The sequence below is a fragment of the Achromobacter sp. D10 genome, from assembly GCF_035282245.1.
GTDB classification, from domain to species: domain Bacteria; phylum Pseudomonadota; class Gammaproteobacteria; order Burkholderiales; family Burkholderiaceae_B; genus Achromobacter; species Achromobacter insolitus.
This window is the reverse complement of record NZ_JAYJLE010000004.1, coordinates 759,251-782,516: the sequence shown is the minus strand read 5'-3', so window position 1 is coordinate 782,516 and position 23,266 is coordinate 759,251. Positions and strand designations below refer to the sequence as shown.

Annotated in this window: 20 protein-coding genes; 8 read left to right on the top strand and 12 right to left on the bottom strand. The window is 67.5% G+C overall.

Annotated elements, in window-relative coordinates:
- Positions 1 to 9 precede the first annotated feature (9 nt).
- The 5 genes from VCS63_RS15875 (at position 10) to VCS63_RS15855 (ending at position 6,162) form a co-directional block, all read left to right on the top strand.
- On the top strand, positions 10 to 1,257 hold the full coding sequence (locus VCS63_RS15875; protein ID WP_063962413.1) for a diaminopropionate ammonia-lyase: 1,248 nt from the start codon (positions 10 to 12) through the stop codon (positions 1,255 to 1,257).
- On the top strand, positions 1,254 to 2,510 hold the full coding sequence (locus VCS63_RS15870) for a M20 family metallo-hydrolase (RefSeq protein ID WP_063962414.1): 1,257 nt from the start codon (positions 1,254 to 1,256) through the stop codon (positions 2,508 to 2,510). Before VCS63_RS15875 ends, VCS63_RS15870 begins: the two co-directional genes overlap by 4 nt.
- A gap of 18 nt (positions 2,511 to 2,528) precedes the next feature.
- A complete protein-coding gene (locus VCS63_RS15865) occupies positions 2,529 to 3,482 on the top strand; it encodes an N-carbamoyl-D-amino-acid hydrolase (RefSeq protein WP_076813821.1) in 954 nt (317 codons plus the stop codon).
- A 145-nt stretch (positions 3,483 to 3,627) separates the two neighbouring features.
- Positions 3,628 to 4,959 (top strand): MFS transporter, encoded by a 1,332-nt coding sequence (locus tag VCS63_RS15860; protein WP_063962416.1) that lies wholly within the window; start codon positions 3,628 to 3,630, stop codon positions 4,957 to 4,959.
- A 60-nt stretch (positions 4,960 to 5,019) separates the two neighbouring features.
- Positions 5,020 to 6,162: a YgeY family selenium metabolism-linked hydrolase gene (locus tag VCS63_RS15855; protein ID WP_082900637.1), complete on the top strand. Its 1,143-nt coding sequence runs from the start codon at positions 5,020 to 5,022 to the stop codon at positions 6,160 to 6,162.
- Here VCS63_RS15855 and VCS63_RS15850 read toward each other — a convergent pair.
- Positions 6,129 to 7,064 carry a LysR family transcriptional regulator gene (locus VCS63_RS15850; RefSeq protein WP_042793805.1) on the bottom strand — a complete coding sequence of 312 codons (936 nt, stop codon included), beginning with the start codon at positions 7,062 to 7,064 and terminating at the stop codon, positions 6,129 to 6,131. The genes VCS63_RS15855 and VCS63_RS15850 overlap by 34 nt on opposite strands.
- A 102-nt stretch (positions 7,065 to 7,166) precedes the next feature.
- Here VCS63_RS15850 and VCS63_RS15845 point away from each other — a divergent pair, with 102 nt between their 5' ends.
- Complete coding sequence (locus VCS63_RS15845; RefSeq protein ID WP_323880295.1) at positions 7,167 to 8,495, top strand: SGNH/GDSL hydrolase family protein; 1,329 nt, start codon at positions 7,167 to 7,169, stop codon at positions 8,493 to 8,495.
- On the opposite strand, the gene VCS63_RS15840 is transcribed toward VCS63_RS15845, so the two are convergent.
- The 4 genes from VCS63_RS15840 to VCS63_RS15825 all read right to left on the bottom strand — a co-directional run bounded on the left by VCS63_RS15840 (position 8,489) and on the right by VCS63_RS15825 (position 15,447).
- Complete coding sequence (locus VCS63_RS15840; RefSeq protein ID WP_416379194.1) at positions 8,489 to 11,713, bottom strand: error-prone DNA polymerase; 3,225 nt, start codon at positions 11,711 to 11,713, stop codon at positions 8,489 to 8,491. The genes VCS63_RS15845 and VCS63_RS15840 overlap by 7 nt on opposite strands.
- Before the next feature lie 6 nt (positions 11,714 to 11,719).
- Positions 11,720 to 13,189, bottom strand: coding sequence for a Y-family DNA polymerase (locus VCS63_RS15835; protein ID WP_076813813.1), 1,470 nt, complete (start codon positions 13,187 to 13,189; stop codon positions 11,720 to 11,722).
- Positions 13,119 to 13,823, bottom strand: coding sequence for a translesion DNA synthesis-associated protein ImuA (imuA, locus tag VCS63_RS15830; protein ID WP_042793803.1), 705 nt, complete (start codon positions 13,821 to 13,823; stop codon positions 13,119 to 13,121). The genes VCS63_RS15835 and imuA overlap by 71 nt, the downstream gene beginning before the upstream one ends.
- A gap of 76 nt (positions 13,824 to 13,899) precedes the next feature.
- Positions 13,900 to 15,447, bottom strand: a complete 1,548-nt coding sequence (locus VCS63_RS15825; RefSeq protein ID WP_042793802.1) for an amino acid permease — start codon at positions 15,445 to 15,447, stop codon at positions 13,900 to 13,902.
- 184 nt (positions 15,448 to 15,631) lie between these two features.
- Between VCS63_RS15825 and ypfH the strand changes: the two genes are divergently transcribed.
- The gene (ypfH, locus tag VCS63_RS15820; RefSeq protein WP_042793801.1) at positions 15,632 to 16,336 is read left to right on the top strand and encodes an esterase; all 705 of its coding nucleotides are present in this window, start codon (positions 15,632 to 15,634) and stop codon (positions 16,334 to 16,336) included.
- On the opposite strand, the gene VCS63_RS15815 is transcribed toward ypfH, so the two are convergent.
- The 7 genes from VCS63_RS15815 to queE form a co-directional block, all read right to left on the bottom strand.
- The gene (locus tag VCS63_RS15815; RefSeq protein WP_175199130.1) at positions 16,337 to 17,758 is read right to left on the bottom strand and encodes an efflux transporter outer membrane subunit; all 1,422 of its coding nucleotides are present in this window, start codon (positions 17,756 to 17,758) and stop codon (positions 16,337 to 16,339) included. It abuts the gene before it with no gap.
- A gap of 61 nt (positions 17,759 to 17,819) precedes the next feature.
- The gene (locus tag VCS63_RS15810; RefSeq protein ID WP_063961482.1) at positions 17,820 to 18,746 is read right to left on the bottom strand and encodes an HlyD family secretion protein; all 927 of its coding nucleotides are present in this window, start codon (positions 18,744 to 18,746) and stop codon (positions 17,820 to 17,822) included.
- A 2-nt stretch (positions 18,747 to 18,748) separates the two neighbouring features.
- Positions 18,749 to 18,961, bottom strand: coding sequence for a DUF1656 domain-containing protein (locus tag VCS63_RS15805; RefSeq protein WP_042793799.1), 213 nt, complete (start codon positions 18,959 to 18,961; stop codon positions 18,749 to 18,751).
- Positions 18,958 to 21,003, bottom strand: a complete 2,046-nt coding sequence (locus VCS63_RS15800; RefSeq protein ID WP_063640094.1) for an FUSC family protein — start codon at positions 21,001 to 21,003, stop codon at positions 18,958 to 18,960. The genes VCS63_RS15805 and VCS63_RS15800 overlap by 4 nt, the downstream gene beginning before the upstream one ends.
- Positions 21,000 to 21,476, bottom strand: a complete 477-nt coding sequence (locus VCS63_RS15795; protein WP_323880292.1) for a MarR family winged helix-turn-helix transcriptional regulator — start codon at positions 21,474 to 21,476, stop codon at positions 21,000 to 21,002. The genes VCS63_RS15800 and VCS63_RS15795 overlap by 4 nt, the downstream gene beginning before the upstream one ends.
- A gap of 183 nt (positions 21,477 to 21,659) precedes the next feature.
- Positions 21,660 to 22,103, bottom strand: coding sequence for a 6-carboxytetrahydropterin synthase QueD (gene queD / locus VCS63_RS15790; RefSeq protein ID WP_164793776.1), 444 nt, complete (start codon positions 22,101 to 22,103; stop codon positions 21,660 to 21,662).
- Between the two features lie 28 nt (positions 22,104 to 22,131).
- On the bottom strand, positions 22,132 to 22,764 hold the full coding sequence (gene queE / locus VCS63_RS15785; protein ID WP_042793795.1) for a 7-carboxy-7-deazaguanine synthase: 633 nt from the start codon (positions 22,762 to 22,764) through the stop codon (positions 22,132 to 22,134).
- Positions 22,765 to 22,847: 83 nt separating this feature from the next.
- On the opposite strand from queE, the gene arfB reads away from it, so the two are divergent.
- Complete coding sequence (gene arfB, locus VCS63_RS15780; protein ID WP_042793794.1) at positions 22,848 to 23,264, top strand: alternative ribosome rescue aminoacyl-tRNA hydrolase ArfB; 417 nt, start codon at positions 22,848 to 22,850, stop codon at positions 23,262 to 23,264.
- The last annotated feature ends 2 nt before the right edge of the window (positions 23,265 to 23,266 follow it).

Sequence of the window (23,266 nt, the reverse complement as noted above, 5' to 3'; positions counted from 1 at the left end):
GAGACTGACTTGAACCATCCGATTCCGAACGTCCGGCTGCAGTACGCGCCCAATCCGGCATTCGAGCCCGCCGCGCCCTACGGCAAGAGGCAGCTCGACGTGCTGGGCGGCCAGGCCTATGCGCTGGCCGAGGCTCAGATCCGCCGCTGGCCGGGTTATCAGCCGACGCCGCTGCGCGATCTGTCGGGGCTGGCGCGCGCCGTGGGCGTGGCAGGCATCCGCTACAAGGATGAAGGCGGCCGTTTCGGGCTGGGCAGCTTCAAGGCCCTGGGCGGAGCGTACGCGGTCAGCCGCCAGCTGCTGCGGGAGTTGGCGGCCCGGCTGGGGCGCGACGATCTGTCGGTGGACGATTTGCTGTCCGGCCGCTACCGGGAGCTGACGCAGGCGATGACGGTGACCTGCGCGACCGACGGCAACCACGGCCGTTCGGTCGCCTGGGGCGCGCAACGTTTCGGTTGCCAATGCGTGATCTACATCCACGCGACCGTCAGCGAAGGCCGCAAGCGGGCGATCGAGCAGTACGGCGCGCAAGTAGTGCGCACCGCCGGAAACTACGACGATTCGGTGCGGCAGGCAGCGCAAGACGCGGCCCGTCTCGGACGCTATGTGGTCTCGGACACTTCGTATCCCGGCTATATGGAAGTGCCCAAGGACGTCATGCAGGGATACGCCGTGATGGCCGACGAGGCCTTGCGCCAGTTGCGCGAGGCGGGCGATGGAGAACTGCCGACGCACGTGTTCCTGCAGGGCGGAGTGGGGGGCTTGGCTGCGGCCGTCTGCGCCCATTTCTGGGAGCAATTGGGCGAGCGCCGTCCGCGTTTCATCGTGGTGGAGCCGGACAAGGCCGCCTGCCTTTATGAGAGCGCCCGCGCCGGCAAGCCGGTGGCGGTGCACGGAGACCTGGATACGGTGATGGCGGGTCTTGCCTGCGGAGAGGTGTCGTTGCTGGCATGGGAGGTGCTGCATCCGGGCGCGCAGGCTTTCCTGACGGTAGACGACGAGGCCGCGCTTGAGACGGTGCGCCTGTTGGCTGATGGCAAGTATGGCGACGCGCCCATCGTCGCCGGCGAATCGGCCGTTGCGGGGCTGACCGGCTGCCTGGCGGCGCTGGCCGATCCGGCGCTGCGCGATGCCTTGGGCCTGGACGCAGGCAGCCGTGTGCTGGTGTTCGGCAGCGAAGGGGCGACCGACCCGGAACTCTATCAACGCATCGTTGGCAGGAGCGCCGCCGAAGTCCAAGCCGAGGCCGTGGCATGACTGGCGCAGCGCTGCAGTCCGGGCGGAACGCCGTGCGGATGGATGGCGCCCGCTTGTTGCGCCGCATCGCCGACCTGGCGCAGGTAGGCGCCATCGAGGGCGGCGGCGTTTGCCGCCTTGCGCTGACCGACGCCGACCGGCAGGGCCGCGATCTGGTCGTGCAATGGATGCGTGACCTCGGCCTGGCCGTGACGGTGGACGGCATCGGCAATGTGGTGGGGTTGCGGGCCGGACGCAAGAACGGTCCGCCCGTCATGACAGGTTCGCACATCGACACGGTGCGCACCGGCGGGCGTTACGACGGCAATCTGGGGGTGTTGGCGGGCCTGGAAGTGATCGCGGCGTTGAACGATGCCGGCGTGGTCACCGACAGGCCGATAGCGGTGGCCTTCTTCACCAACGAGGAAGGTGCGCGCTTTGCCCCCGACATGATGGGCAGCCTGGTGTTTCAAGGCGACCTGCCGTTGGCGGATGCGCTGGCCACGGTCGGCATAGACGGCACGTCGGTGGGCGAGAACCTGGCCCGTATCGGCTATGCCGGTACGGCTCCGACTGGCAACAACCAGGTGCATGCTTTTGTTGAATTGCACGTGGAGCAAGGGCCGGTGCTGGAGCACGAGGGCTACACCATCGGCGCGGTGACGGGCGTGCAAGGTATCCATTGGATCGAATTCACGGTGCAGGGCGTGTCCAACCATGCCGGCACCACGCCGATGGCGCTGCGCCATGACGCCGGCATCGTGGCCGCCCGCATTGCGTGCTTCGCCAGGGATCTGACGGTGGAGTTGGGAGGTGGCCAACTGGCGACGGTGGGGCAGGTCAATCTTTTTCCCAACCTGATCAACGTCATTCCGAACCGCGCGACCTTCACACTGGACCTGCGCAACACCGACGGCGCGGCCTTGCAGGAGGCGATCGCGCGCTGCATGGAGTATGCGGCGCGGGTGGCGGCGGATGAAGGGGTGGCGCTGAGCCATCGGGTGCTGGCCGATTTTGCACCCGTGGCGTTTGACGAGGCCATTGTCGGCCGGGTCGAACAGATCGCGCGCACCCGGGGACACCGCGTGCGGCGGCTGCCCAGCGGCGCCGGGCACGATGCCCAGATGCTGGCGCGCATGTGCCCGACCGGCATGGTGTTTGTTCCCAGCGTGGGCGGGCTGTCGCACAACGTCGCCGAATTCACGCATGACAAAGATATCGAGGCGGGCGCCAGCGTGTTGCTGGAATTGATGCTCGAACTCGCAGAACAATGAACCCGTAGGAGACTGAATATGTCACGCATCATCAATGTCGCGGCCGCGCAGCTTGGGCCGATCCAGCGCAGCGACACGCGCCGCGACGTCGTGGAGCGCTTGCTCGCGCATCTGCGCCAGGCCCATGCCATGGGCTGCCAGCTGGTGGTGTTTCCGGAGCTGGCGCTGACGACGTTTTTTCCGCGCTGGTACATGGAAGATCCCGCCGAAATCGACGCCTTCTACGAAAGCGAGATGCCCGGTCCGCAGACCCGGGTGCTGTTCGAGACCGCGCGCAAGCTGGGCATAGGCTTTTACCTGGGCTATGCGGAGCTGGCGATCGAGCATGGCGTCAAGCGCCGCTTCAACACATCCATCCTGGTGGGCCAGAACGGGGAGATCATCGGCAAGTACCGCAAAGTGCATTTGCCTGGGCATGCCGAGCACGAACCATGGCGCGCATTCCAGCATCTGGAGAAGCACTACTTCGAGCCGGGAGAATCGTTCGATGTCTGGCGCGGCTTTGGCGGGGTGATGGGCATGGCCCTGTGCAACGACCGCCGCTGGTCCGAGACCTATCGCGTCATGGGCCTGCAAGGCGCGGAGATGATCCTGTTGGGCTACAACACCCCCGTGCACAATCCGCCGGCGCCCGAGCATGACGACTTGTCCATGTTCCACAACCATCTGGTGATGCAGGCCGGGGCCTATCAGAACGGCACCTGGGTGGTGGGGGTGGCCAAGGCCGGCAAGGAAGAGGGCTGCGAGATGATCGGCGGCAGTTGCATCATCGCGCCGTCGGGCGAGATCGTGGCCGCCTGCTCGACCAAGGGCGATGAGCTGGCGATCGCGCGCTGCGACCTGGACCTCTGCCTGTCGTACAAGAGCACTACTTTCAATTTCGAGCGGCACCGGCGTCCCGAAGCCTACGGCTTGATCACGGAACGCAGAGGTGCGGTGGAACCCGCGCCGGAGGTGGCGATAACCGCCTGACCTGCGGCGCGACCAGCGCGGCTGGCCGGCAGGCCGGCCGCATAACCGGTCCGGACGTTTCCTTCCCATAAAAAACAGCATGCGGGCGCCCCGAGCGCTTGCAGGGGAGCGTTCGGCCTGAAAAAACAGACCCCAAGGTGAAAATATGGACCAGTCAGTCGAGAGTATTGCGGCTCCCCCGGTTGCCGCGGACAAGGATCCCCTGGCGGCGCGGGATGATGCGCTGTATCGGAAAGTGGCGTGGCGTCTGCTGCCATTCCTGATGGTGTGCTACATCGCGGCCTTCCTGGACCGCGTGAACGTCGGTTTTGCCAAACTGCAGATGCTGGACGATCTGAAGTTCAGCGAAACGGTGTACGGCCTGGGCGCGGGCATTTTCTTCATCGGCTACTTTCTGTTCGAGGTGCCGAGCAATGTGCTGATGCATCGCATCGGCGCGAAGAAGACCTTGGCGCGCATCATGATCCTGTGGGGCATCATCTCGGCCGCGATGGCCCTGACGCAGACACCCACCCAGTTCTACATCCTGCGTTTCCTGCTGGGGGCGGCCGAGGCCGGGTTTTATCCCGGCATCATCCTGTACCTGACCTATTGGTTTCCGTCGAACCGGCGCGGCCAGATCGTGGCCGTGTTCATGACGGCGGTGCCGTTCGCCGGCATCCTGGGCGGGCCGCTATCGGGGTGGGTGATGGAGGCCTTCCATGACACGCATGGCATGGCCGGCTGGCAGTGGATGTTCATCATCGAGGCGATCCCTTCCGTGCTGCTGGGCCTTGCGGTGTTCTGGTATCTGGATGACCGCATCGACGATGCGCGCTGGCTGTCGCCGGCGGAGAAGTCCCGGCTGGGCCAGAACCTGCTGCGCGAGAAGACCGCAAAGACCGAACATGTGTCGATGCTGACGTTGCTGAAGGACCGGCGCGTCGTCCATATGGCGCTGATCTGCTACTGCACGGTGTCCAGCCTGTCGGGGTTGGCGTTCTGGATTCCATCGGTCATCCGCTCCACCGGTGTGGTGTCTCTGCTGGATATCGGTCTGCTGACGGCGGTGCCGAACGTATGCGCGGTGATCTCGATGGTCCTGGTGTGCCGCCATTCGGACGCCACGCGGGAGCGCCGCTGGCACATGATCGTGCCTTTCCTGGTGGGCGGGACGGGCCTGGCGCTCAGCACCTTGTTCAGCCATAACCCGATGCTGGCCGTGGCCATGCTGTCGGTGGCAGCCGCCGGTTGCATGGTGTGTTCGCCCTTGTTCTGGAGCCTGCCTACCGCGTTCCTGGAGGGCAAGAGCGCGGCGGCGGGCATAGCCGGGATCAATTCCTTTGCCGGGTTGGCGGCCTTTGTCAGCCCCTACGCCATCGGCTGGATCAAGGACCTGACGGGCTCGACCGATTGGGGCATGTATTTCCTTGCCAGCTTCACGCTGATCGGGGCTGTGCTGGTCTACCGTGTGCCGAAGGGCCTGGTCAACCGGTAGGCGCCGCCTTCCATCCATCGGCGGGCGCGCCGCGCCCGCCACTCTCAGACAGGAATGATGATGACTCTGGACGTAGTTGCGTTGACGCAGGCAATGGTGCGGATACCCAGCCTTTCCGGCAAGGAAGGCGAGATGGCGGCGCTTATGGCCGCCACCATGCGCGAAGCAGGCTTCAGCTCGGTCACGACCGATGGCAATGGTTCGGTGCTGGGCTTGATCGGCCCTGCGGATGCGGACGTGGCGTTGCTGTTCGATGGGCACATGGACGTGGTGCCGGTGGCGGGCGATTGGCGTTTCGACCCGTTCGGCGCCGAGATCCGGGATGGGCGGCTGTACGGTCGCGGCAGCACCGACATGAAGGGCGGCATCGCCGCGGCGATTTGCGGCGTGGCGGAAGCTGCGCGGGATGGTTTGAAGCGCCGCGTAGCCGTGTCGGCCAGCGTGCTGGAGGAAGTCATCGAGGGACATGCGCTGGCATCGGTGCTGGACGTTTGCTCGCCGCAGGCGGTGGTGATTTGCGAACCGTCGAAACTCCAGATCAAGGCCGGCCAGAAGGGGCGGGTGGAGCTGCTGCTGACCTTTCACGGCAAGCCGGCGCATGCCGCGACGCCGCACATCGGCGTCAATCCCTTGCACGCGGCGGCTCGCGCACTGAGCGCGCTGGAGAGCCTGCCGTTGCCGAGCGACGAGGTGCTGGGCAAGGCGTTGCTGGTGCCGACGGACATCGTGTCGCATCCTTATCCGTCGATTTCCATGATCCCGATCTCGACGACGATACGCTTTGACAGGCGCACGGTGTCGGGCGAACGCCTGGAGGACGTGCTCGCGCAGATCCGCGCGCATCTGGCCAGCCACGGCCTGTCCGATTTCACCTTGCAAGTCAGCGAGGACCCGGTGGCCACCTATACCGGGCAGCACGCCACGCCCGCGCGCTGGCTGCCCGGTTGGCGCTGCGACACGGAGGCGGAGCTGCTGCAGGCAGCAAGCGCGGCGGTGGCTGCCAGCGGCAGGGAACCGAAGGTGGGCAGTTGGGCGTTCTGCACCAATGGCTCGGAGTCCGCCGGGCGCCGCGGCATTCCGACGATAGGATTGGGGCCGGGCAACGAAGAGGACGCCCATACGATCGATGAATCCATCGCCTTGGAGCAACTGGAGGGCGCACGCGACGTCTATCGGAATCTGGTGCGCGCCGTCTGCGGCTGAGAGGGTTGCATGCCGGGCAACTGGCCCAGCCGGTCCGCCAGGAAGTCGATCAGCAGGCGCGCCCGCAACGGCTGGTAGCGGCGCGACGGGTAGACGAGAAACGCCTCTTGCGGCGTGGCGCTCCATTTGGGCAGGACGCGCAGCAGTTCGCCACTGGCGAGCAGGTCCTGCACCAGCCATGCGGGGCACAGCCCGATGCCGGCGCCCATGGCCAGGCTTTCGCGGATGGCCAGGGCATTGTTGACGCGAAAGCGCCCCTGCGTCTGGACCGTGGCCAGCGTTGCGCCCTGGTGCAGTTCCAGCGTGTCGCCCGAGGCCAGCCAGGCAAAGCGCACGTATTCGTGGGCCGCCAGGTCCGGCGGGATGCGAGGCTTGCCGCGCCTGGCCAGGTAGGAGGGGGCGGCGACCAGGTAGCGGGGCGACATGGCCGCCTTGCGCGCGATGGCATTGGGAGGCAGGTTGCCGCCCAGGCGCAGCGCCACGTCCACGCCTTCTTCCACCAGGTCCACGTAGCGGTCGTTCAGGATCAGTTCGACCTGGATGTCGGGATAGTCGTCCAGGAAATCCCGGACCATTGCGTTCAACCGGAACTGGCCCAGCGCCACGGGCGCGTTGATGCGCAGGAAACCGGCGGGCTTTTCGGTCTGGCCGCGGGCATCGGCGACGGCTTCCGAGTATTCCTCCAGCACCCGGGTGGCGCGTTCGTAGAAGCGTTTGCCTTGTTCGGTGGGCACGACGCGCGTCGTGCTGCGTTCCAGCAGCCGCACGTTCAACTCCTTTTCCAGCGCGGCGACGATCTTGCTCAGCGCGGGTTGGCTCAGGGCTTGTTCGCGTGCGGCGGCCGACAAGGTTCCCAGATCCACGGCGCGGACAAAGGCCCGCATGGCGCGCAGGGTATCCATGGTCATTCCTGTTTGGAAGAAGTGGCATGCATTTTAGGGCTCTACCTGCCGAATTAGGAAGAATCTATCGTGGCGTCACTTTCCCTTTTTTCTGGAGTCGCCATGAATCGCTTCAATCTCTATTCCCTGGCTTCGGCCGCCGCCTTCGCCGCAGGCCTTGCGGTCCTGGCCCCGTCCGCTGGCGCCGCAGCGCAGTCCCAATCCCCGGAGCTGCCTGGCAAGCAGTCCGATACTGCATATGCCGGCTGGATCGGCTCCTGGTTCGCCAGCCCGCAACCCTTGTGGGAGGATTCGTTCGTGCTGCCCACGGAGATGCCGGCCGAGTTGCGTGGCCAAACCTTGCGCCAGACGCTCATGCTCAGCATGGGCGGACCCCGCATGCGGGTGGTGGTATCCAACCGCTACGGCACACAGCCTCTGGAGATCGGCGCGGGCAGCGTGGCCCTGGGCGCGGGCGGCTCGAAGATCCGCCCGGCGTCCAGCCGTGGGCTGGCCTTTGGCGGACGGCCTGGCGTGACGGTGGCGCCGGGAGCGCAGGCGGTCAGCGATCCCGTGGACCTGCCGGTCTCCGCACTGGCCGAGCTGGCTGTCAGCCTTTACTTTCCGCGGGCCACGCCGGTGACGACTTTCCACTGGGGCGCGCAGCAGACCGGCGCCCTGGTCCGGGGCGATGCCACGGCGGCGGCGGAGTTGCCCGATGCGCAGGCGCTGCAAGGCCGGGCTTTCCTTGCCGGGATCTGGGTGGAGAGCCCGTCGCGCGCGCCGGTGGTGGTGGCGTTTGGCGATTCCCTGACCGACGGTAACGGTTCGACCCCAGGGGCGAATCGCCGCTGGCCGGATTTTCTTGCTCGCCGCCTGGCGCCGCAAGGCATAGGCGTGGTGAATGCGGGCATTTCGGGGGCGCGAGTCTGGGGCGACAAGATGGGCGTGAACGCGATGGCCCGTTTCGATGCGGACGTGCTGTCGCAGCCCGGTGCGCGCACGGTGGTGATGATGATGGGCATCAATGACATCGGTTGGCCGGACAGCGGATTTGCGCCGGCGGAAGCGCCCATGACGGCGGCAAGATTGACCGAGGGCTACCGGCAGCTGGCGGAGGCGGCCCGCGTCCGCGGCGTGCGCATTGTGGGCGGCACCATTGCGCCGTATGAGGGGTCGCTGCATGGCACGCCGCTGTCGGGCCATTACAGCCCGGCGAAGGATGCCGTGCGGCGGGAGGTGAACCGCTGGATCCGCGAAAGCGGTGTGTTCGACGCCGTGATCGACTTTGACGCGGTACTGCGTGATCCGGCGCGTCCGACCCGCCTGCTGCCCGCCTACGACTCAGGCGACCATCTGCATCCCAACGATGCCGGCTACGAGGCCATGGCGCAGGCGCTGGACCAGGCCACGCTATTCGGCGATCGAGCGGTGCCCCGGGGGCTTCAATGAAAATTGCGGCTCTGGGTGTTCAACCCGCCCAGCAGCTCGGACAAATCCACCAGACGCTGCGCGATCAGGTGGCGTACGCCATCGACGCTTTGCCAGGATCCATAGACACCCAGCAGCGTGGCCCCCAGCAATTCGCGGCGCTGGCGTTCGATGAGTTCCGGACGCACCACCACGTTGACGGGACCGGTTTCATCTTCCAGCGTGACGAAGATCACGCCCTTGGAGGTCTGCGGGCGTTGGCGCACGGTGACGATGCCGCAGGCGCGCGCCACGCGCTTGTCGGGGTAGCCGTTCAGCACCGAGGCGGGCTGGAAATTGCGTGCCGCCAGTTGGTGGCGCAGCAGCGCCACGGGGTGGCTGTGCAAGGTCAGTCCCACGCTGCGGTAGTCGGCCGCCACGGTCTGGCCCTCGGAGGGCGCGGACAATTGTGGCGCCTGGGTTTCGTGGATGGCGGCGTCGCGCAGCAGGTCGCGGCTTTGCACGCTGGCCGCGGCTTCCCAGCTGGCCTGTCGGCGGTGGCCCGCCAGGGTGCGCAAGGCGTCGCCGGCGGCCAGGGCATTGAGGTCATGCCGGGAGAGCGCGGCGCGGCGGGCAAGGTCGCCCGTGTCGGCAAAGGGCGCGGCAGCGCGCGCGTCCTCGATGCGCCGCGCCGTGTCCTCGCGCATGCCCTGGATCAGGCTCAGCCCCAACCTGACGGCGGGCCGGGAACCCTCTACTGACGGCGCGTGCGGGTGCGAAATCCGGCGGGCGCCGGGGTGGTCCTGGGGCAGGGTCTCGAGGGCGGAGTCCCAGCCGCTGACGGTCACGTCGGGCGGCAGCACACAGACGCCATGGCGGCGGGCGTCCTGCACCAGTTGGGCGGGCGCGTAGAAGCCCATGGGTTGGGAGTTGAGCAAGGCGGCCAGGAAGGCTTCCGGTTCGTGCCGCTTGAGCCATGAACTGGCATAAGCCAGCAGGGCGAAGCTGGCGGCGTGGCTTTCCGGGAAGCCGTATTCGCCGAAACCTTCTATCTGCCGGAACAGCGCTTCGGCGAAATCCAGCGCGTAGCCATGCGCCAGCAGCCCGCCCACCAGTTTGGCGCGGTACTTGTCCACGCCGCCCTTGCGCTTCCAGGCCGCCATGGAACGGCGCAACTGGTCGGATTCGCCTGGGGTGAAGCCGGCGGCCACCACGGCGATCTGCATGACCTGTTCCTGGAAGATGGGCACGCCCATGGTGCGGCTGAGCACGCCGCGCACTTTTTCGCTGGGATAGGTCTCGGGCTCTTTGCCTTGGCGGCGGCGCAGGTAGGGATGGACCATGCCGCCCTGGATGGGGCCGGGGCGCACGATGGCGACCTGCACTACCAGGTCGTAGTATTCGCGCGGGCGCAGCCGCGGCAGCATGGTCATTTGCGCGCGGGATTCGATCTGGAACACGCCTATGGTGTCGGCGTCGCAGATCATGTCGTAAGTGGGGGAGTCGTCCGGCGGAATATCCTGCAACCGCAACGGCTGTCCGCGACGCTGGCCCGCCAGTTCCAGGGTGCGCCGCAGCGCCGACAGCATGCCCAGCGCCAGGACATCCACTTTCAATAGGCCCAGCGCATCCAGGTCGTCCTTGTCCCATTGCACGACGCTGCGGTCCTCCATGGCAGCGTTTTCGATGGGCACCAGGCGCGACAGCTTGCCGCGGGAAATCACGAAGCCGCCCGGGTGCTGCGACAGATGGCGCGGAAAGCCCATCAGCGTCTGCGCCAGCGCCGCCCACTGCCGCGCCACCTGTGACTCCGGATCCAGGCCACAGGCCCCCAGGGTGCGCAGCATTTCTTTCTTGCCGTCCCACCATTGGTGGGCGCGGGCCACCGCGTCGATGACGCCCAGGTCCACGCCCAACGCGCTGCCGGTATCGCGCAGCACGCTGCGCGGCCGGTAGGAAATGACCACGGCGGTGAGCGCGGCGCGGTCACGGCCGTATTTGCGGTAGATGTACTGGATGACCTCTTCGCGGCGCTGGTGTTCGAAGTCCACGTCGATGTCGGGCGGTTCGTTGCGTTCCTTGCTGATGAAACGTTCGAACAGGCTGTTTCCGCGCGCCGGATCCACCTCGGTGATGCCCAGGCAGTAGCAGACCGCGGAGTTGGCGGCGGATCCGCGGCCCTGGCACAGGATGCCCGCCCCGCGGGCGTACTGGACGATGTCGTAGACCGTCAGGAAATAGGCTTCGTAGTTCAGGTCCGCGATCAGGGCCAGTTCTTTTTCGATCTGTACGGCCACGCTGTCCGGCGTGCCCGCGGGGAAGCGCCGAGCGGCCCCGGCCAGGGTCTCCTGGCGCAGATAGGTCGCCGGCGTGTGACCGCGCGGAATGATTTCGTCCGGGTACTCGTAGCGCAGTTCGTCCAGGCTGAATGCGCAGCGGCGCGCCACCACCAGGGTCTGGGCCAGTGCCTCCGGCGGATAGAGGTTGGCCAGCCGCATGCGCGTGCGCAGGTGTTGTTCGGCGTTGCCGGACAGTTCGTAGCCGCATTGCGACACCGGCTGGCGGGTACGGATGCCAGTCAGTGTGTCGTGCAAGGGCTTGCGCGAACGCAAATGCATCTGCACCTGGCCCAGCGCCACGATGGGGAGCCCCGCGGCCTGCGCGGCCTGTTCGACCGCGGCGCGGTGCAGATCGTCGCGGGAGCGGTGCAGCAGGGTCAGCCCCACCCAGGCGCGGTGGGGGAAAACGCGCGCGAGCCAGCGCGCTTGTTCGGCCATGCGATCGGCATCGGTGCCGTAGGCGGGACTCAGGATGGCCAGGCATTCGGGCAGATGGCGCAAATGGGCGCAGTCCGTCGGCGGATGGGTGAAGTCTTCGGGCGCGAGGCGGTATTCACCCTTGGGCGCGCGGGTGCGGGCCAGGGTGATCAGTTCTGACAGATTGCCGTAGCCCTCGCGCGTTTGCGCCAGCAACGTCAGGCCCAGCGGCGCGGCGTCGGGCGCGGCGCGCAGCTGGAAGGTGGCGCCGATGATGAGCGGCAGCTTGCGGGCTTTGGCTTCCACGTGGGCGCGGACCACGCCCGCCAGCGAGCATTCATCGGTGAGGGCGAGCGCCGCGTAGCCCAGTTCGGCGGCCCGCTCGATCAATTCTTCCGGATGCGAGGCACCCCGCAGGAAGGAAAAATTGGATTGGCATTGCAATTCGGCGTAGCCGGGCAGCAATTGGGCCAGGGAGGCGGAGATATCGTCGTCCATGCGCATGCGCCTTCAGGCGTAGAGCCCATGGAGGAACCAGCTGGCGTGCTCATCGTCGCGCTCGCGGTAGATCCAATAACGCGCGCCGGCGGCGTCCTCGGCGACGAAATAATCGCGCACGGTCAGGGCCGGATCCCACCAGCCGCTTTCGATGCGTTCGGGGCCGCGCATCAGCCGCAGCGCCTGGCCGCCGTACTGCGGCCGATGCCCGGACAGCTTCAAGGGCTGCGGCGCATCCAGCAGCCAGAAGGGCCGGTCCAGCAGGGCGGGCAGGGGAGCGGGGCGGGGCGACGGAGACAGCGCGTCGCCCCAGGCGTTGGCGGCCTCGGGACGATGATCGGGCACCGGATGGGCATGGCGCACCTGGTCGCGGCCCAGCCGCGCCACCAGCAGATCCAGCAGCCGGGCATGGTCGGCGGGCGTGCCGCCAGGCTCGGGGAACAGGGTGGTGCTGGCGGCGGGCTGCTCGACCGTGTCGGGCGCCAGCAGCGCCACCCCGATCACGGGGGCTGCCAGCGTGTAGCGGGCCAGTTTCTCTCGCAACAGATGCAGGATCTGCGGCGCCTGCCAGACGGGCTGGGCCAGGGCCAGCTCCAGCTCGGTGGGCGGCCGGGCGTGGCGGCCGCGTTCGTGTTCCATGCTGAGCACCACGCGGCGCACCGCCAGTTGCCGGGCGCTGAGCCAGCCGCCCAACTGTTCGGCCAATCGGCGGGCCACCGCCAGCACCGCGTCGGTGTGCTCGACGTAGTCCGTGAGCTCTATGCGGCGTGAAAACTGAGGCGGCGGTTCGATCCAGCGGTGGAGTTCAGGCGCCTGGCCGTAGGCGGCGTCCAGGGCCTGGAGCAGTTCGGGCGTGCTGCGCCGCTGCAGGCCCGCGCGCGGCAGGGCGCGCAGGTCCGCCAGGGTATGGCAGCCGATGTCATCGAGCCAGTCGCGGCGGGCCTGCGCCTGCGGCAGCAGGGCCAGGGGCAAGGCGTCCAGCCGCCGGGTGAGCGTGGGCAGCGTCAGGGTGCGCCGGTGGGCGCGCCGGCCGGGGCTGCGCGCCAGCAGCCAGGCGCCGGCGGCGCTGGGCGCCATGCCGAGCGAGACGCGCAAGTCCAGGGCGCGCAGGGTCGCGGCCACGCGGCGGTGCAGGGCCTTGGGCCCGCCGAAGAACATCAGGCTGGCGCCCACGTTCAGCAGCAGGGTGTCACCGTCAGCCAGGGCGACTTCGGGCGTGTATTGCAGCAGGGCCAGCGCCGCGCCCTGCATGGCCTCGGCTTCGGCCTGGACCTCGCGGGGCAGCAACTCGACCTGGGGGGCGATGGCGGCCGCGCCGGCGCGGCGCATGCCCGGCTTGACGCCAGCCCGGCGGGCGGCGGGAGTCAGGGCGGCGACGCGTTCCTGGTCCAGGACCGCGTAGGCCTGCCCCTCAAGCGGCCAGTGCGGGCGCAGTGCGTCCAGCGGCAGGCAGCGCAGGAAGGCGGCGATCCAGAGGCGCATGGCGGGGAGAGGCAGGAGTGGTGGCGCCGGGTTCCAGGCCCACGTATAGCGGCGTATCGCAGGCGGGCCCGCGGCGTTTCAGGATATGCACGGACAAGCCGCCCGCGGCCGGCGCGAGCGCCAGCCGCAAGGGAGCGGGGGTAGCGTTCTGCGCCGCGCTGCTGGGGCGCACGGCGATGAACAGCAGGTCGCTGGCCTGGGCCGCCAGGTGCAGGCGGCGCAGGGATTCGGGGCGCACGTGGGGCAGCCAGCAGATCAGGGCGCCGCAACTGCCGTTCTTCAGGATCTGTTCGGCGGCCCAGAGCGCATCCACGGGCTTTTCCGGCGCCACCCAGAGCAATTGGCGGGGATCCAGCCGCCAGCTCATCCAGCTGGCGATGTGCGGGACGTGCGGCGGCTGCACCAGCGCGATGGCGCGGCGCGTCTCCAACTGGGCCAGCGCCGGACGCAACAGGCGGATTTCACCGATGCCGGGGTGCGGGACCAGTAATTCGTTCAGGGAACCCAGCGGCCAGCCGCCATCCGGCAGCTCGGCGGAAAGCGCGGCATGCCCGGTGGGCAGGGTGCGGGCGGCGCCTTGGGCCAACTGAGTGGCGCGCCACAACGCGGGATGGATACGTTCTGGGGACTGCATGGCAAATCGGTTTCCGGGATGAAGAACCCGGCGGAAGTGGCCGATATGCCATTATAGCTGTATGAATATACAGTAGTTAAAGGGGCCGGACCGTCCCCGCCGTGGCCGTGGAAGCGGGAGCGGCCGGCACCCCGGCGGCCCGATCCAGCTCCAAACCGTAGAAACGCATGTCCTCGTACCGTATCCAGTGCGATTTGCGCACCAGCCTATGGCCGATCCACAAAGCCAGGAACAAAGGAATCGCCAGGTAGGTGGAAATCACGCCGATCCAGTCGATGCGGTCTTGCAGGAAAGCCTGGTAGTTCTGGCCCAACGTGACCAGCAGGCACAGCACGAAGGCGAGCAGCGGGCCGAAGGGAAACAGGCCGGCCTTATAGGGCAGGTCGGCGGTGTCGTAGCCGTGCTTCACATAGCCCTGGCGGAAACGGTAATGGCTGACCGCGATGCTCAGCCACACGATGAATTCCGTCATGCCCGCGAAGTTCAACAACCAGATGTATACGGCCTTGGGGCTGTACACCAGGCTGAACAGGCACAGGCAGGCCAGCAACGCCGTGGCTATCAGCGCGTACAGCGGCACGCCCTGGCGGGTGACGCGCCGGAATACGGCGGGGGCCTGGCCTTCGGCCGCCATATTGAACAGCATCCGCGTGGCCGCATACATGCCGGAATTGCCAGCCGACAGCACCGAGGTCAGGATCACGGCGTTCATGACGGTGGCCGCCGACAGCAGCCCTGCATGTTGGAACACCAGCGTGAAGGGGCTGACGGCGATGTCTTCCACCTCGTTGCGCAGCAGCTGCGGGTCGGTATAGGGCAGCAGCAGGCCGATGATCAGGATGGCCAGCACGTAGAACAGCAGGATGCGCCAGAACACATGGTTGATCGCACGCGGAACGTTGCGGCGGGGATTTTCGGATTCGCCGGCGGCGACCGCCACCAGTTCCGTGCCCTGGAACGAATAGGCCACCACCATCGCCACGCCCACCCAGGTGGCCGCGTTGCCTACGAAGGGGGCGTCGCCCACCGACCAGTTGGCCAGGCCCACCGTCGTGCCGCCATGGATGATGCCCGCCAGCATCGCCAGCCCGACCCCGATGAAGCACAGCACGGCAACCACCTTGATGATGGCGAACCAGTATTCCGCCTCTCCGAAGCTGCGCGCCGAGAAGGCATTCAGGCCGAAGGTCAGGGCCAGGAAGGCCACGCTCCATATCCAGCCCGGCGTGTCGGGAAACCAGTACGCCATGACGAGCTGCGCGGCTACGACGTCCACGGCCACGACGGTGGCCCAGCTGACCCAGAAGTTCCAGCCCAGCGCGAAACCGAAGCCCCCGTCCACGTAGCGCGAGGCATAGGTGCAGAAGGAACCCGATACCGGCATGAAAGTGGCCAGTTCGCCCAGGCTGGTCATGATGAAGTAGACCATCAGTCCGATGGCCAGATAGACGAGCAGCGCGCCGCCCGGGCCTGCTTGCGCGATGGCGGCGCCGGAGGCGACGAACAGGCCGGTGCCGATGGCTCCGCCTAACGCTATCATCGTGAGGTGGCGCGCCTTGAGCACGCGATGCAGCTGGTTCTGGCTGGCAGGCGTGGCGCCAGATTCTGTCGTCGGAGTTTGCATTGCTGGGGTAGGAGGTTGCCGGGGCGGCGGACAATCGGGCAGGGGCGGGCGGCCTGGCCGCCAAGCAACGCCGCGCAAGCCAGCCGGTCCGTGGCGGTGCGGCAAAGGTTGCTTCAAGGCGCGCATTTTACAATGCGGCTATTCCGGGGCCGTTCGGCGGCCCCAGCCAGCACGGAGCAGTTTCATGGCGTCTTCCACTTCTATCGAATTCCTTCCCGATGCCGGCGTCGACGTGCGCCAGCTGTTCATCCTGCTGCATGGCGTGGGCGGCACGCCCGATGACATGGAGCCTTTGGCGCGGGCGGTGCGCGCGGCGTTTCCCAGCGCGGCAGTGCTCGTGCCCCAGGGTTTCGAAGCCTTCGACGGCGGTGGCGACGGCCGTCAGTGGTTCTCAGTGCGTGGCGTAACCGAGGAAAACCGTCCCGAGCGCGTGGCGCGGGCCCTTCCTCCCCTGGAAACCTATGTGCGCGAGGCCCAGGCCCGCTTTGGCCTGCTGCAATCGGACACGGCGCTGGCGGGCTTTTCGCAGGGCGCCATCATGGCGCTGGAACTGGTGCAGGCGCACGACGGCATGGCCGGGCGCGTCATCGCGTTTTCGGGGCGCTATGCCCAGATGCCCAAGGCCGCGCCCCAGTACACCACGCTGCACCTGCTGCATGGCGCAGCCGACCCCATCATGAGCGTGGACCATATCCAGGCCGCGCAGGCCCGCCTGACGGAACTGCATGGCGATTCGACCATCGACATCGCCAGCCACGTGGGGCATGCGCTGCATCCGGCGCTGATCGAGCGCGCCATCCTGCGCCTGCAGACCTGCGTGCCGCTGCGCAGCTGGGAAGCCGCGCTGGGCCTCAATCAAACGCCGCCGGACGGCAGCTCGGTGCATTGATCATTTTTCCCAGCCGCCGCCCAGCGCCAGGAACAGCGCGATCTGGTCGTTGCTGAGCTCGGCCTGCGACGCGGCCAGCGCGCTTTCATTGCTGGCCAGTGTGCGTTCGGCATCCAGCACGGTCAGGTAGTCGGTCTTGCCGTATTTGAACAGGCGGCTGGCTTGCGAGGCCGCCTCCGCGCTCTGGTCGCGCGCGGCGCGCAACGCGGCGTCGCGGTCCAGTTGGCGCGCGTAGACCACCAGGGCGCTTTCCGTTTCCCGCAGGGCATTCAGCACGGTGGCGTCAAAGCGCGCCGCCGCGGCCTTGGTGCTGGCCTGCGCTTCGGCGATGCGGGCCTGCGCCGCGCCGGTGTTGGGAATCGTCCAGGAAATCAGCGGCCCGACGCTCCAGCTGAACGTGCCGCGGTCGCCGAACATATTGGCCGGCCCCCCCGAAGCGGCCGACAAACCCAGCGAGATCTTCGGATACAGGTCCGCCGTGGCTACGCCGATGCGGGCGGTGGCCGCGGCCAGCGTGCGCTCGGCCTGGCGGATGTCCGGACGGCGGCGCAGCAATTCGGCGCCGTCGCCCACCGGGATGGTTTCCGTCAGGCGCGGCGCCTGGGCGCATTGCAGCAGCGAGGACGGAATTTCGCCGGGCGTCTGGCCGGTCAGCGCCGCCAGGCGGTACAGCGCAGTGCGCTGCTGGGCCTGGAAGGGCGGCAGGTTGGCCTGCAATTGTTCAAGCTGGCTGCGGGCGCGGGTCACGTCCAGCGTGGTGCCCCGGCCGGCACGTTGCAGCCGGTCCACTGCGTCCAGGGACTCCTTCTGCACCTGCACCGAATGCTGGGCGGAGGCCAGCTGCATGCCGGCCGCGCACATATTGGCGTAGGCCCGGGCGGTCTCGGCGGCCACCGTGACGCGGGTGGCGTCGTAGGCGGCCTGCGCGGCCTGCTCGTCGCCGCTTGCCGCTTCCACGGCGCGGCGGATCTGGCCGAACAGGTCCAGCTGGTACGAGACGCTGGCGCCCATGGAATAGGACCAGCGGTTGGGCGGATCGATGCCGGGCTGCAATTCCTGCAGGCCGGACACATGGCCGAAGCTGGGCGAGGCGTTGACGCCCAGGGAGGGCTGCTGCTGCGCCTGCGCTTCGCGCACGGCGGCCTGGGCCCGTTCCAGGTTGGCGCTGGCCACGCGCAGGTCGGTGTTGGCGGCCAGGGCCTTTTCCACCAGGCCATCCAGCACGGGATCGTCATACAGGCGCCACCAGTGGCCAGGCACCGCATCCTGCCGGAACGCGGCCTCGCGTGCTTGCGCGAACGGCGCCTGCGCGCTCTGCCGCTCGGCCACCGACCCTGCGGGCACCTGATAATCAGGGCCCACGGTGGTGCATCCGGCTAGCGTCAGGGCCAGCATCAGCGGCAGGAGGTGTCTGGTGTTCATGGCAATTACGGCTGTGCGTCGATAAGAAGTAAATGATTGGAAAGAGGAATTGGGCGTTCGGTCAGGATGGCTGGCGCGCGTTGGCCGGCACATTGGCGGCTGCGGGGCCCGGATCGGAATCCACCGACACCGTGGCGGTCTGGCCGGCGACCAGGCGCACGCCTTGCGGCACCTCGTCGATCTTCACGCGTACCGGAATGCGTTGCGCCAGACGGACCCAGTTGAACGTGGGATTCACATTGGGCAGCAGGTTGGCGCCGGTGCTGCGGTCGCGGTCGGCGATGCCCATGGCAATGCTCTCCACATGGCCGCGGATATGGTGCGAGTCGCCCATCAGCGTCACCGTGACGGGGTCGCCCTCATGGATGCCAGGCAGCTTGGTTTCCTCGAAATAGCCTTCGACGTAGAAGGAGGCGGAATCCACCAGCGCCATGACGCCGCGGCCGGCGGTGGCGTAGGAGCCGGCGCGCAGGTCCAGATTGGTGACGCGGCCGTCGTTGACCGCCAGCACCCGGCTGCGTTCCAGGTTCAGGCGCGCGGTATCGAGCTGCACTTCGGCCTGGGCCAGCGCGGCTTCGGTCTGCTGCAGCTTGGTCTGGCTTTGTTCCAGCGCCTCGGCGGCCACCAGCTGGCCCAGCGAACGGTTGCGCTTGGCATCGCGCACCGCCTGGTCGCGCGCCACTTGTGCGGATCGCACCGAGGCTTGTGCCTGGTCGTAGGCCAGCTGGAAGCGCGCCCGGTCGATTTCAAACAGCAGGTCGCCGGCCTTCACGTCCTGGTTGTCGTGCACCGGCACGCTGGTCACCAGGCCGGAGACATCCGGGGCGACTTGCACCACGTAGGCCTTGACGCGGCCATCGCGGGTCCAGGGTTCGACTTCATAGTGCACCCAGAGCTGCCAGCCGGCGTAGGCGGCCGCGGCGACGACGACGGCGGTCACCGCGAACTTGCCGATGGCTGCGGGGCGCAGGGCATTGGGGAGTTTCATGCTTATCTCTGGAGAAAATAGGGGGAAATGAGGGATACGCCGTACAGCAGCACCACGAACAGCGCCAGGTCGAATAGCGCGGGGTGCCACACCAGGCGGTACAGCCCGACGCGGGCCAGCACGCGGCGCACTGCCCAGGCCACGCCCAGGGTGACCACGCCCAGCACCAGCAGCCAGGGGAAGTAGACGCCGTAGAGATTGAATTCGCCGATCATGATGCTTCTCGGGTGGGGTGGGCGGGTTGGTAGTCGGGCGCGTCGGGGAAAAAGGCGCGGCGTATGCCCACCAGGGCGACCACCGCCCGGTCGCGGGCAGCGGCGCCCGGGGGTGTCGACGCCACGCTGGCAAGCGCGCGGTCTATCTGCGCCAGGAACTCGGGGGTTTTCTCGCCGGCCTGCCAGGCCGAGCGGGCGCGGAAGAAACTGGCCAACCCATCCAGCACGGGCTGGATGGCGGGCTCCGCCATGGGCAAGTGGCGCCGCGCGCGCTGCAGTTCGGTGATGTCGCGGCCCACGCGCAGGTCTTTCAGCGCGTCGACGGCGACCACGTCGTCGGGACGTTGGGCCAGGGCCAGGCGCGGTTGCAGCAGGCCAATGCGGTCCAGCATGCGGGCGGCGTAAGTATGGCGAGACGGCGCGCGCGGCGAACTGGCCAGCGTGGCCAGTTCCTTCCAGTTGGCGGCCTGGATGCGGCGCGCGCTCCAATCGGCGCTGACGGTGCGGAAGATGGCGGCGATGATGGCCGCCGTGGCCACGCCCATGCACTGCGCGACCTGTGTGTCGATGAAGGACACGATGTCGGCGGTGTTGGTGTCCTGCAGCGCCATCGTGCCCAGAAAGCCGAACAACATCGCCATGGCCTTGCCGGCCGTGGCGGGCCGGGCGATGAAAATACCCAGCACGAAGGCCGTGGGCAGCATGGCCAGGGCCAGCATCTCGAACGAGTGCAGGGCAGGCATGATGCCCAGCAGATACAGCGCCGACAGCGGAATCGAATACACCGTGTAGGTCAGGAACTGCATGATCCCGGGGACGGGATTGTCTTGCGACGCAAAAAAGCAGCTGAAGATGGCGGCCATGAGCGCGGCGGTGGCGCCGTTGCTCCAGGCCGTGCCGATCCAGAACGCGCAACACACCGAAATGGCCACACCGGCAGCCAGGGCCGACAGCAGCGCCATGCCGCGATCGCGATGCAGCACCGCGTTGGGGGCACGGTTGGAACGCGGCGAGCGCAGCGGCGCGCCCGCCAGGCCCGCGCGGATTTCGCGGCGCAGCGCCAGGCATTCGTCATACGTGTCGATGAGCTCGCGCAAGCGCGTCATCAGGCTGGCCAGCAGCACGTCGCGCCAGGCCGAGCGGCTGTCGATCGCCGGCGTCAGCCGGGTCGCCGCGGCGCGCAGGCGTACCGCGGTCTCGTGCGTGGCCTGGGCGCCCGCGTTGATCCATTCGGAAATATCGGCCAGCAAAGCCGTAACCGGCTCGGGCAGCGGCTGGCCGTCGGCCTGCAAGGCGCGCATGCGGTCTTCCACGGCGGACACGGTGGGTGTCAGCGCCGCGATCTGGTCCTGCATGGCGCGCACCGCGCCCGAGGTCCAGCGCAGGTTGCTGGTGTCGAAGGGCACGTGGGTGGACATCAGGCGCAACTGGGTGATGTCGTTGGCCAGCACCCGGCGGTCCCGGTCTTTCTGCTCTGTGGTCTTGCCGCTGAGGGTGTCGTGCATCCAGTTGCGGGCGTCGCGCACGGCCTTGTCCAGCATCAGGGTCAGGGCCGGGGCAAGCCCGCGCGGCAGCACGATGCTGTGGATCAGGGTGGCGCAGACGATGCCCAGGGTGATTTCCTCGACGCGCGCAAGCGCGGTGTCGAACACCTGGGAAGGGGCCGTCACGCTGGGGAATCCGATCATTGCGGCGGTGTAGCCGGCCAGCATGAACAGGTACGAGCGCGGAGTGCGGTCCAACACCGACATATAGAGGCACGCGCCCACCCACAGCACCATGGCGGCGGTCATTACGACCGGGGAGTTGGACAGCCGCGGCACCAGGTAAACGGTGGCGGCCGACCCGAAGAACGTGCCTGCCAGGCGGTACAACGCCTTGGAACGCACCGCGCCCGACCAGGGCTGGGCCACCACGTAAGCCGTGGTCATGGCCCAGAACGGGCGCGGCAAGCCCATGCTGTAGGCCAGGTAAAGCGCCATGATCGCGCTCAGATAGCTCTTGAGCGAGAAGACGGTTTCGCGGACGTTGGGGAGTTTCACGCTTGTTCGTCCTGTGGCTGTGTACCCGCGCCGCTGCGGCCGAGGGTCACTTTCAGGCAGTCGAAGACCCGCAGGCAGGCTTCCAGGTCCGCTTCGCTTACGTCCCGGAACAGGCGGCGGCGCAGATCGACCAGCACGTCTTCGACCTTGGCGCGCAAGGCGTGGCCGGAGTCGGTCAGGTGCAGGGTCTTGGCGCGGCGGTCATGCGCATCTTCGCGGCGTTCCATCAGGCCGGCGGCGACCAGCTGGTCCAGCACCCGCACCAGCGAGGGGCCTTCCACACCCAGCGCTTCGGCCAGCGCGCCCTGGCGCACGCCGTCTCCCAGCCGGCCGGCCAGGATGACGGGCCAGGCGGTGGCCTGGGACAGGCCGTAGTCGGCCAGGGCCTTGTCGGCGGCGCCGCGGTAGGCGCGCGACAGCACCATCAGTGCGGAGGTAGTGGCCATGAGCTGGGAGTCGGTGGGCGTGTTCATGGAATAGATTGTATCCTATCTATTAGCTTACTAATAATTGAAAATGGCGATTATCTCCATGGATTTTCTCAATCGGGAAAATAGGGGCGGGCTTTCCATTCATGGAAAGCCGGCAGGGCGAGCGGGATTCTCAACGTCGCGCCGGGCGACGGGGGCGCGGCGCGGATGGCCGCGCCCAGGCGTTCAGCCGTTGCAGTCGGCCCAGCAGTTGGGCGTTTCGTACAGGCGTACGCGGGTCAGGCGCAATTCGGCGCCATAGTGCCCGTGATAGTGCGGCGCCAAGGTCTCGAAGACGATGGCAGCGAGGTTCTCGGCCGTGGGAATGCGGTCCAGCACGACGGTCTTGTGGCCAGGCAGGCTGTCCAGGAAGCCGCGCACGGCGGCATCGCCCTCATAGACCAGGAACGCATGGTCCCAGACGTCCACGATGTGGGTTTTGGCGATGTGCTTGATTTCTGAGAAATCCATCAGCATGCCGTTGTCGGACTCGCCCGGCGCCTGCACCACATCGCCAGTCAGGGTGATTTCCAGCACATAGCGGTGGCCATGCAGGTTGCGGCATTGGCTGCGGTGGTCGGGAATGCGGTGGCCGGCGTCGAACTCGAGCCTGCGGGTCACGGAAATCATGGCGCGCTCCGCAGGGGGCAAGGGTAAATCATGGAATGCCTATGTATTTGTGGGTCTGCAGGCTGAGCCGCCACTGCGGATGCTGCATACAGTATTGGACGGCTTGCTCGGTATTGGCCGCGCGCGCGGGGCCGTCCATGGGTTGCAGGAAGAAATGGTCGAAATCCAGGTGCGCGAAGGCTTCGGGGCGGGCGTTGGCTTGCGGGTAGACGAGCTTGAGCTCGTCGCCGCGTTCCAGGATCACGGGAGCCGTGCCCTTGGGGCTGACGCAGATCCAGTCGATGCCGGCGGGCGGCTTGATGGTGCCGTTGGTTTCGATGGCGATGGTGAAGCCGCGCGCGTGGACGGCGGTGAGCAGCGGGGCGTCCAGCTGCAGCAGCGGCTCGCCGCCGGTGAAGACCACGTATCGGTCGTCCGTGCCGGGGCCCCAGGCTGCGGCGATGGCGTCGGCCAGCAGGTCCGGCGTGGCGAACTTGCCGCCGCCTTCGCCGTCGGTGCCGACGAAGTCGGTGTCGCAGAAGGTACAGGCGGCGCTGGCGCGGTCGCTTTCGCGTCCGGTCCAGAGGTTGCAGCCGGCAAACCGGCAGAAGACCGCCGCGCGGCCTGCGTGGGCGCCTTCGCCCTGCAGCGTCTTGAAGATTTCTTTGGCGGAGTAAGTCATGGTGGTGCCGGCGGCGGGACGCCGGACAAATCGAGCAAAAGCGCATTATTTTACTTTGCGCGGGCCATCTATACTTGCGGCCTATGTTTCACGTCCAAGATTCCCTCTACCTGGATGAGCGCGAACTTGCGTTCACCATGATCCGCGCCCAGGGCGCGGGCGGCCAGAACGTCAATAAGGTGTCCAGCGCCGTGCACCTGCGCTTCGACGTGCGGGCCTCGAGCCTGCCCGAGGAAATCAAGGACGCGCTGTGCGCCTTGAGCGACCACCGTATTTCCAAGGACGGTGTCATCGTCATCAAGTCGCAATCGTTTCGCAGCCAGGAAAAGAACCGGGCGGAAGCCATCGAGCGCCTGATCTCCATGGTGCGCGCGGCGGCGCGCACGGACAAGCCCCGCCGCGCCACCAAGCCCACGCGCGCGTCCCAGCGCCGACGCGTGCAGCGCAAGGTGCAGCACGGCGAAATCAAGCGCCTGCGCGGCCGGGTGCAGGGAGACTGACC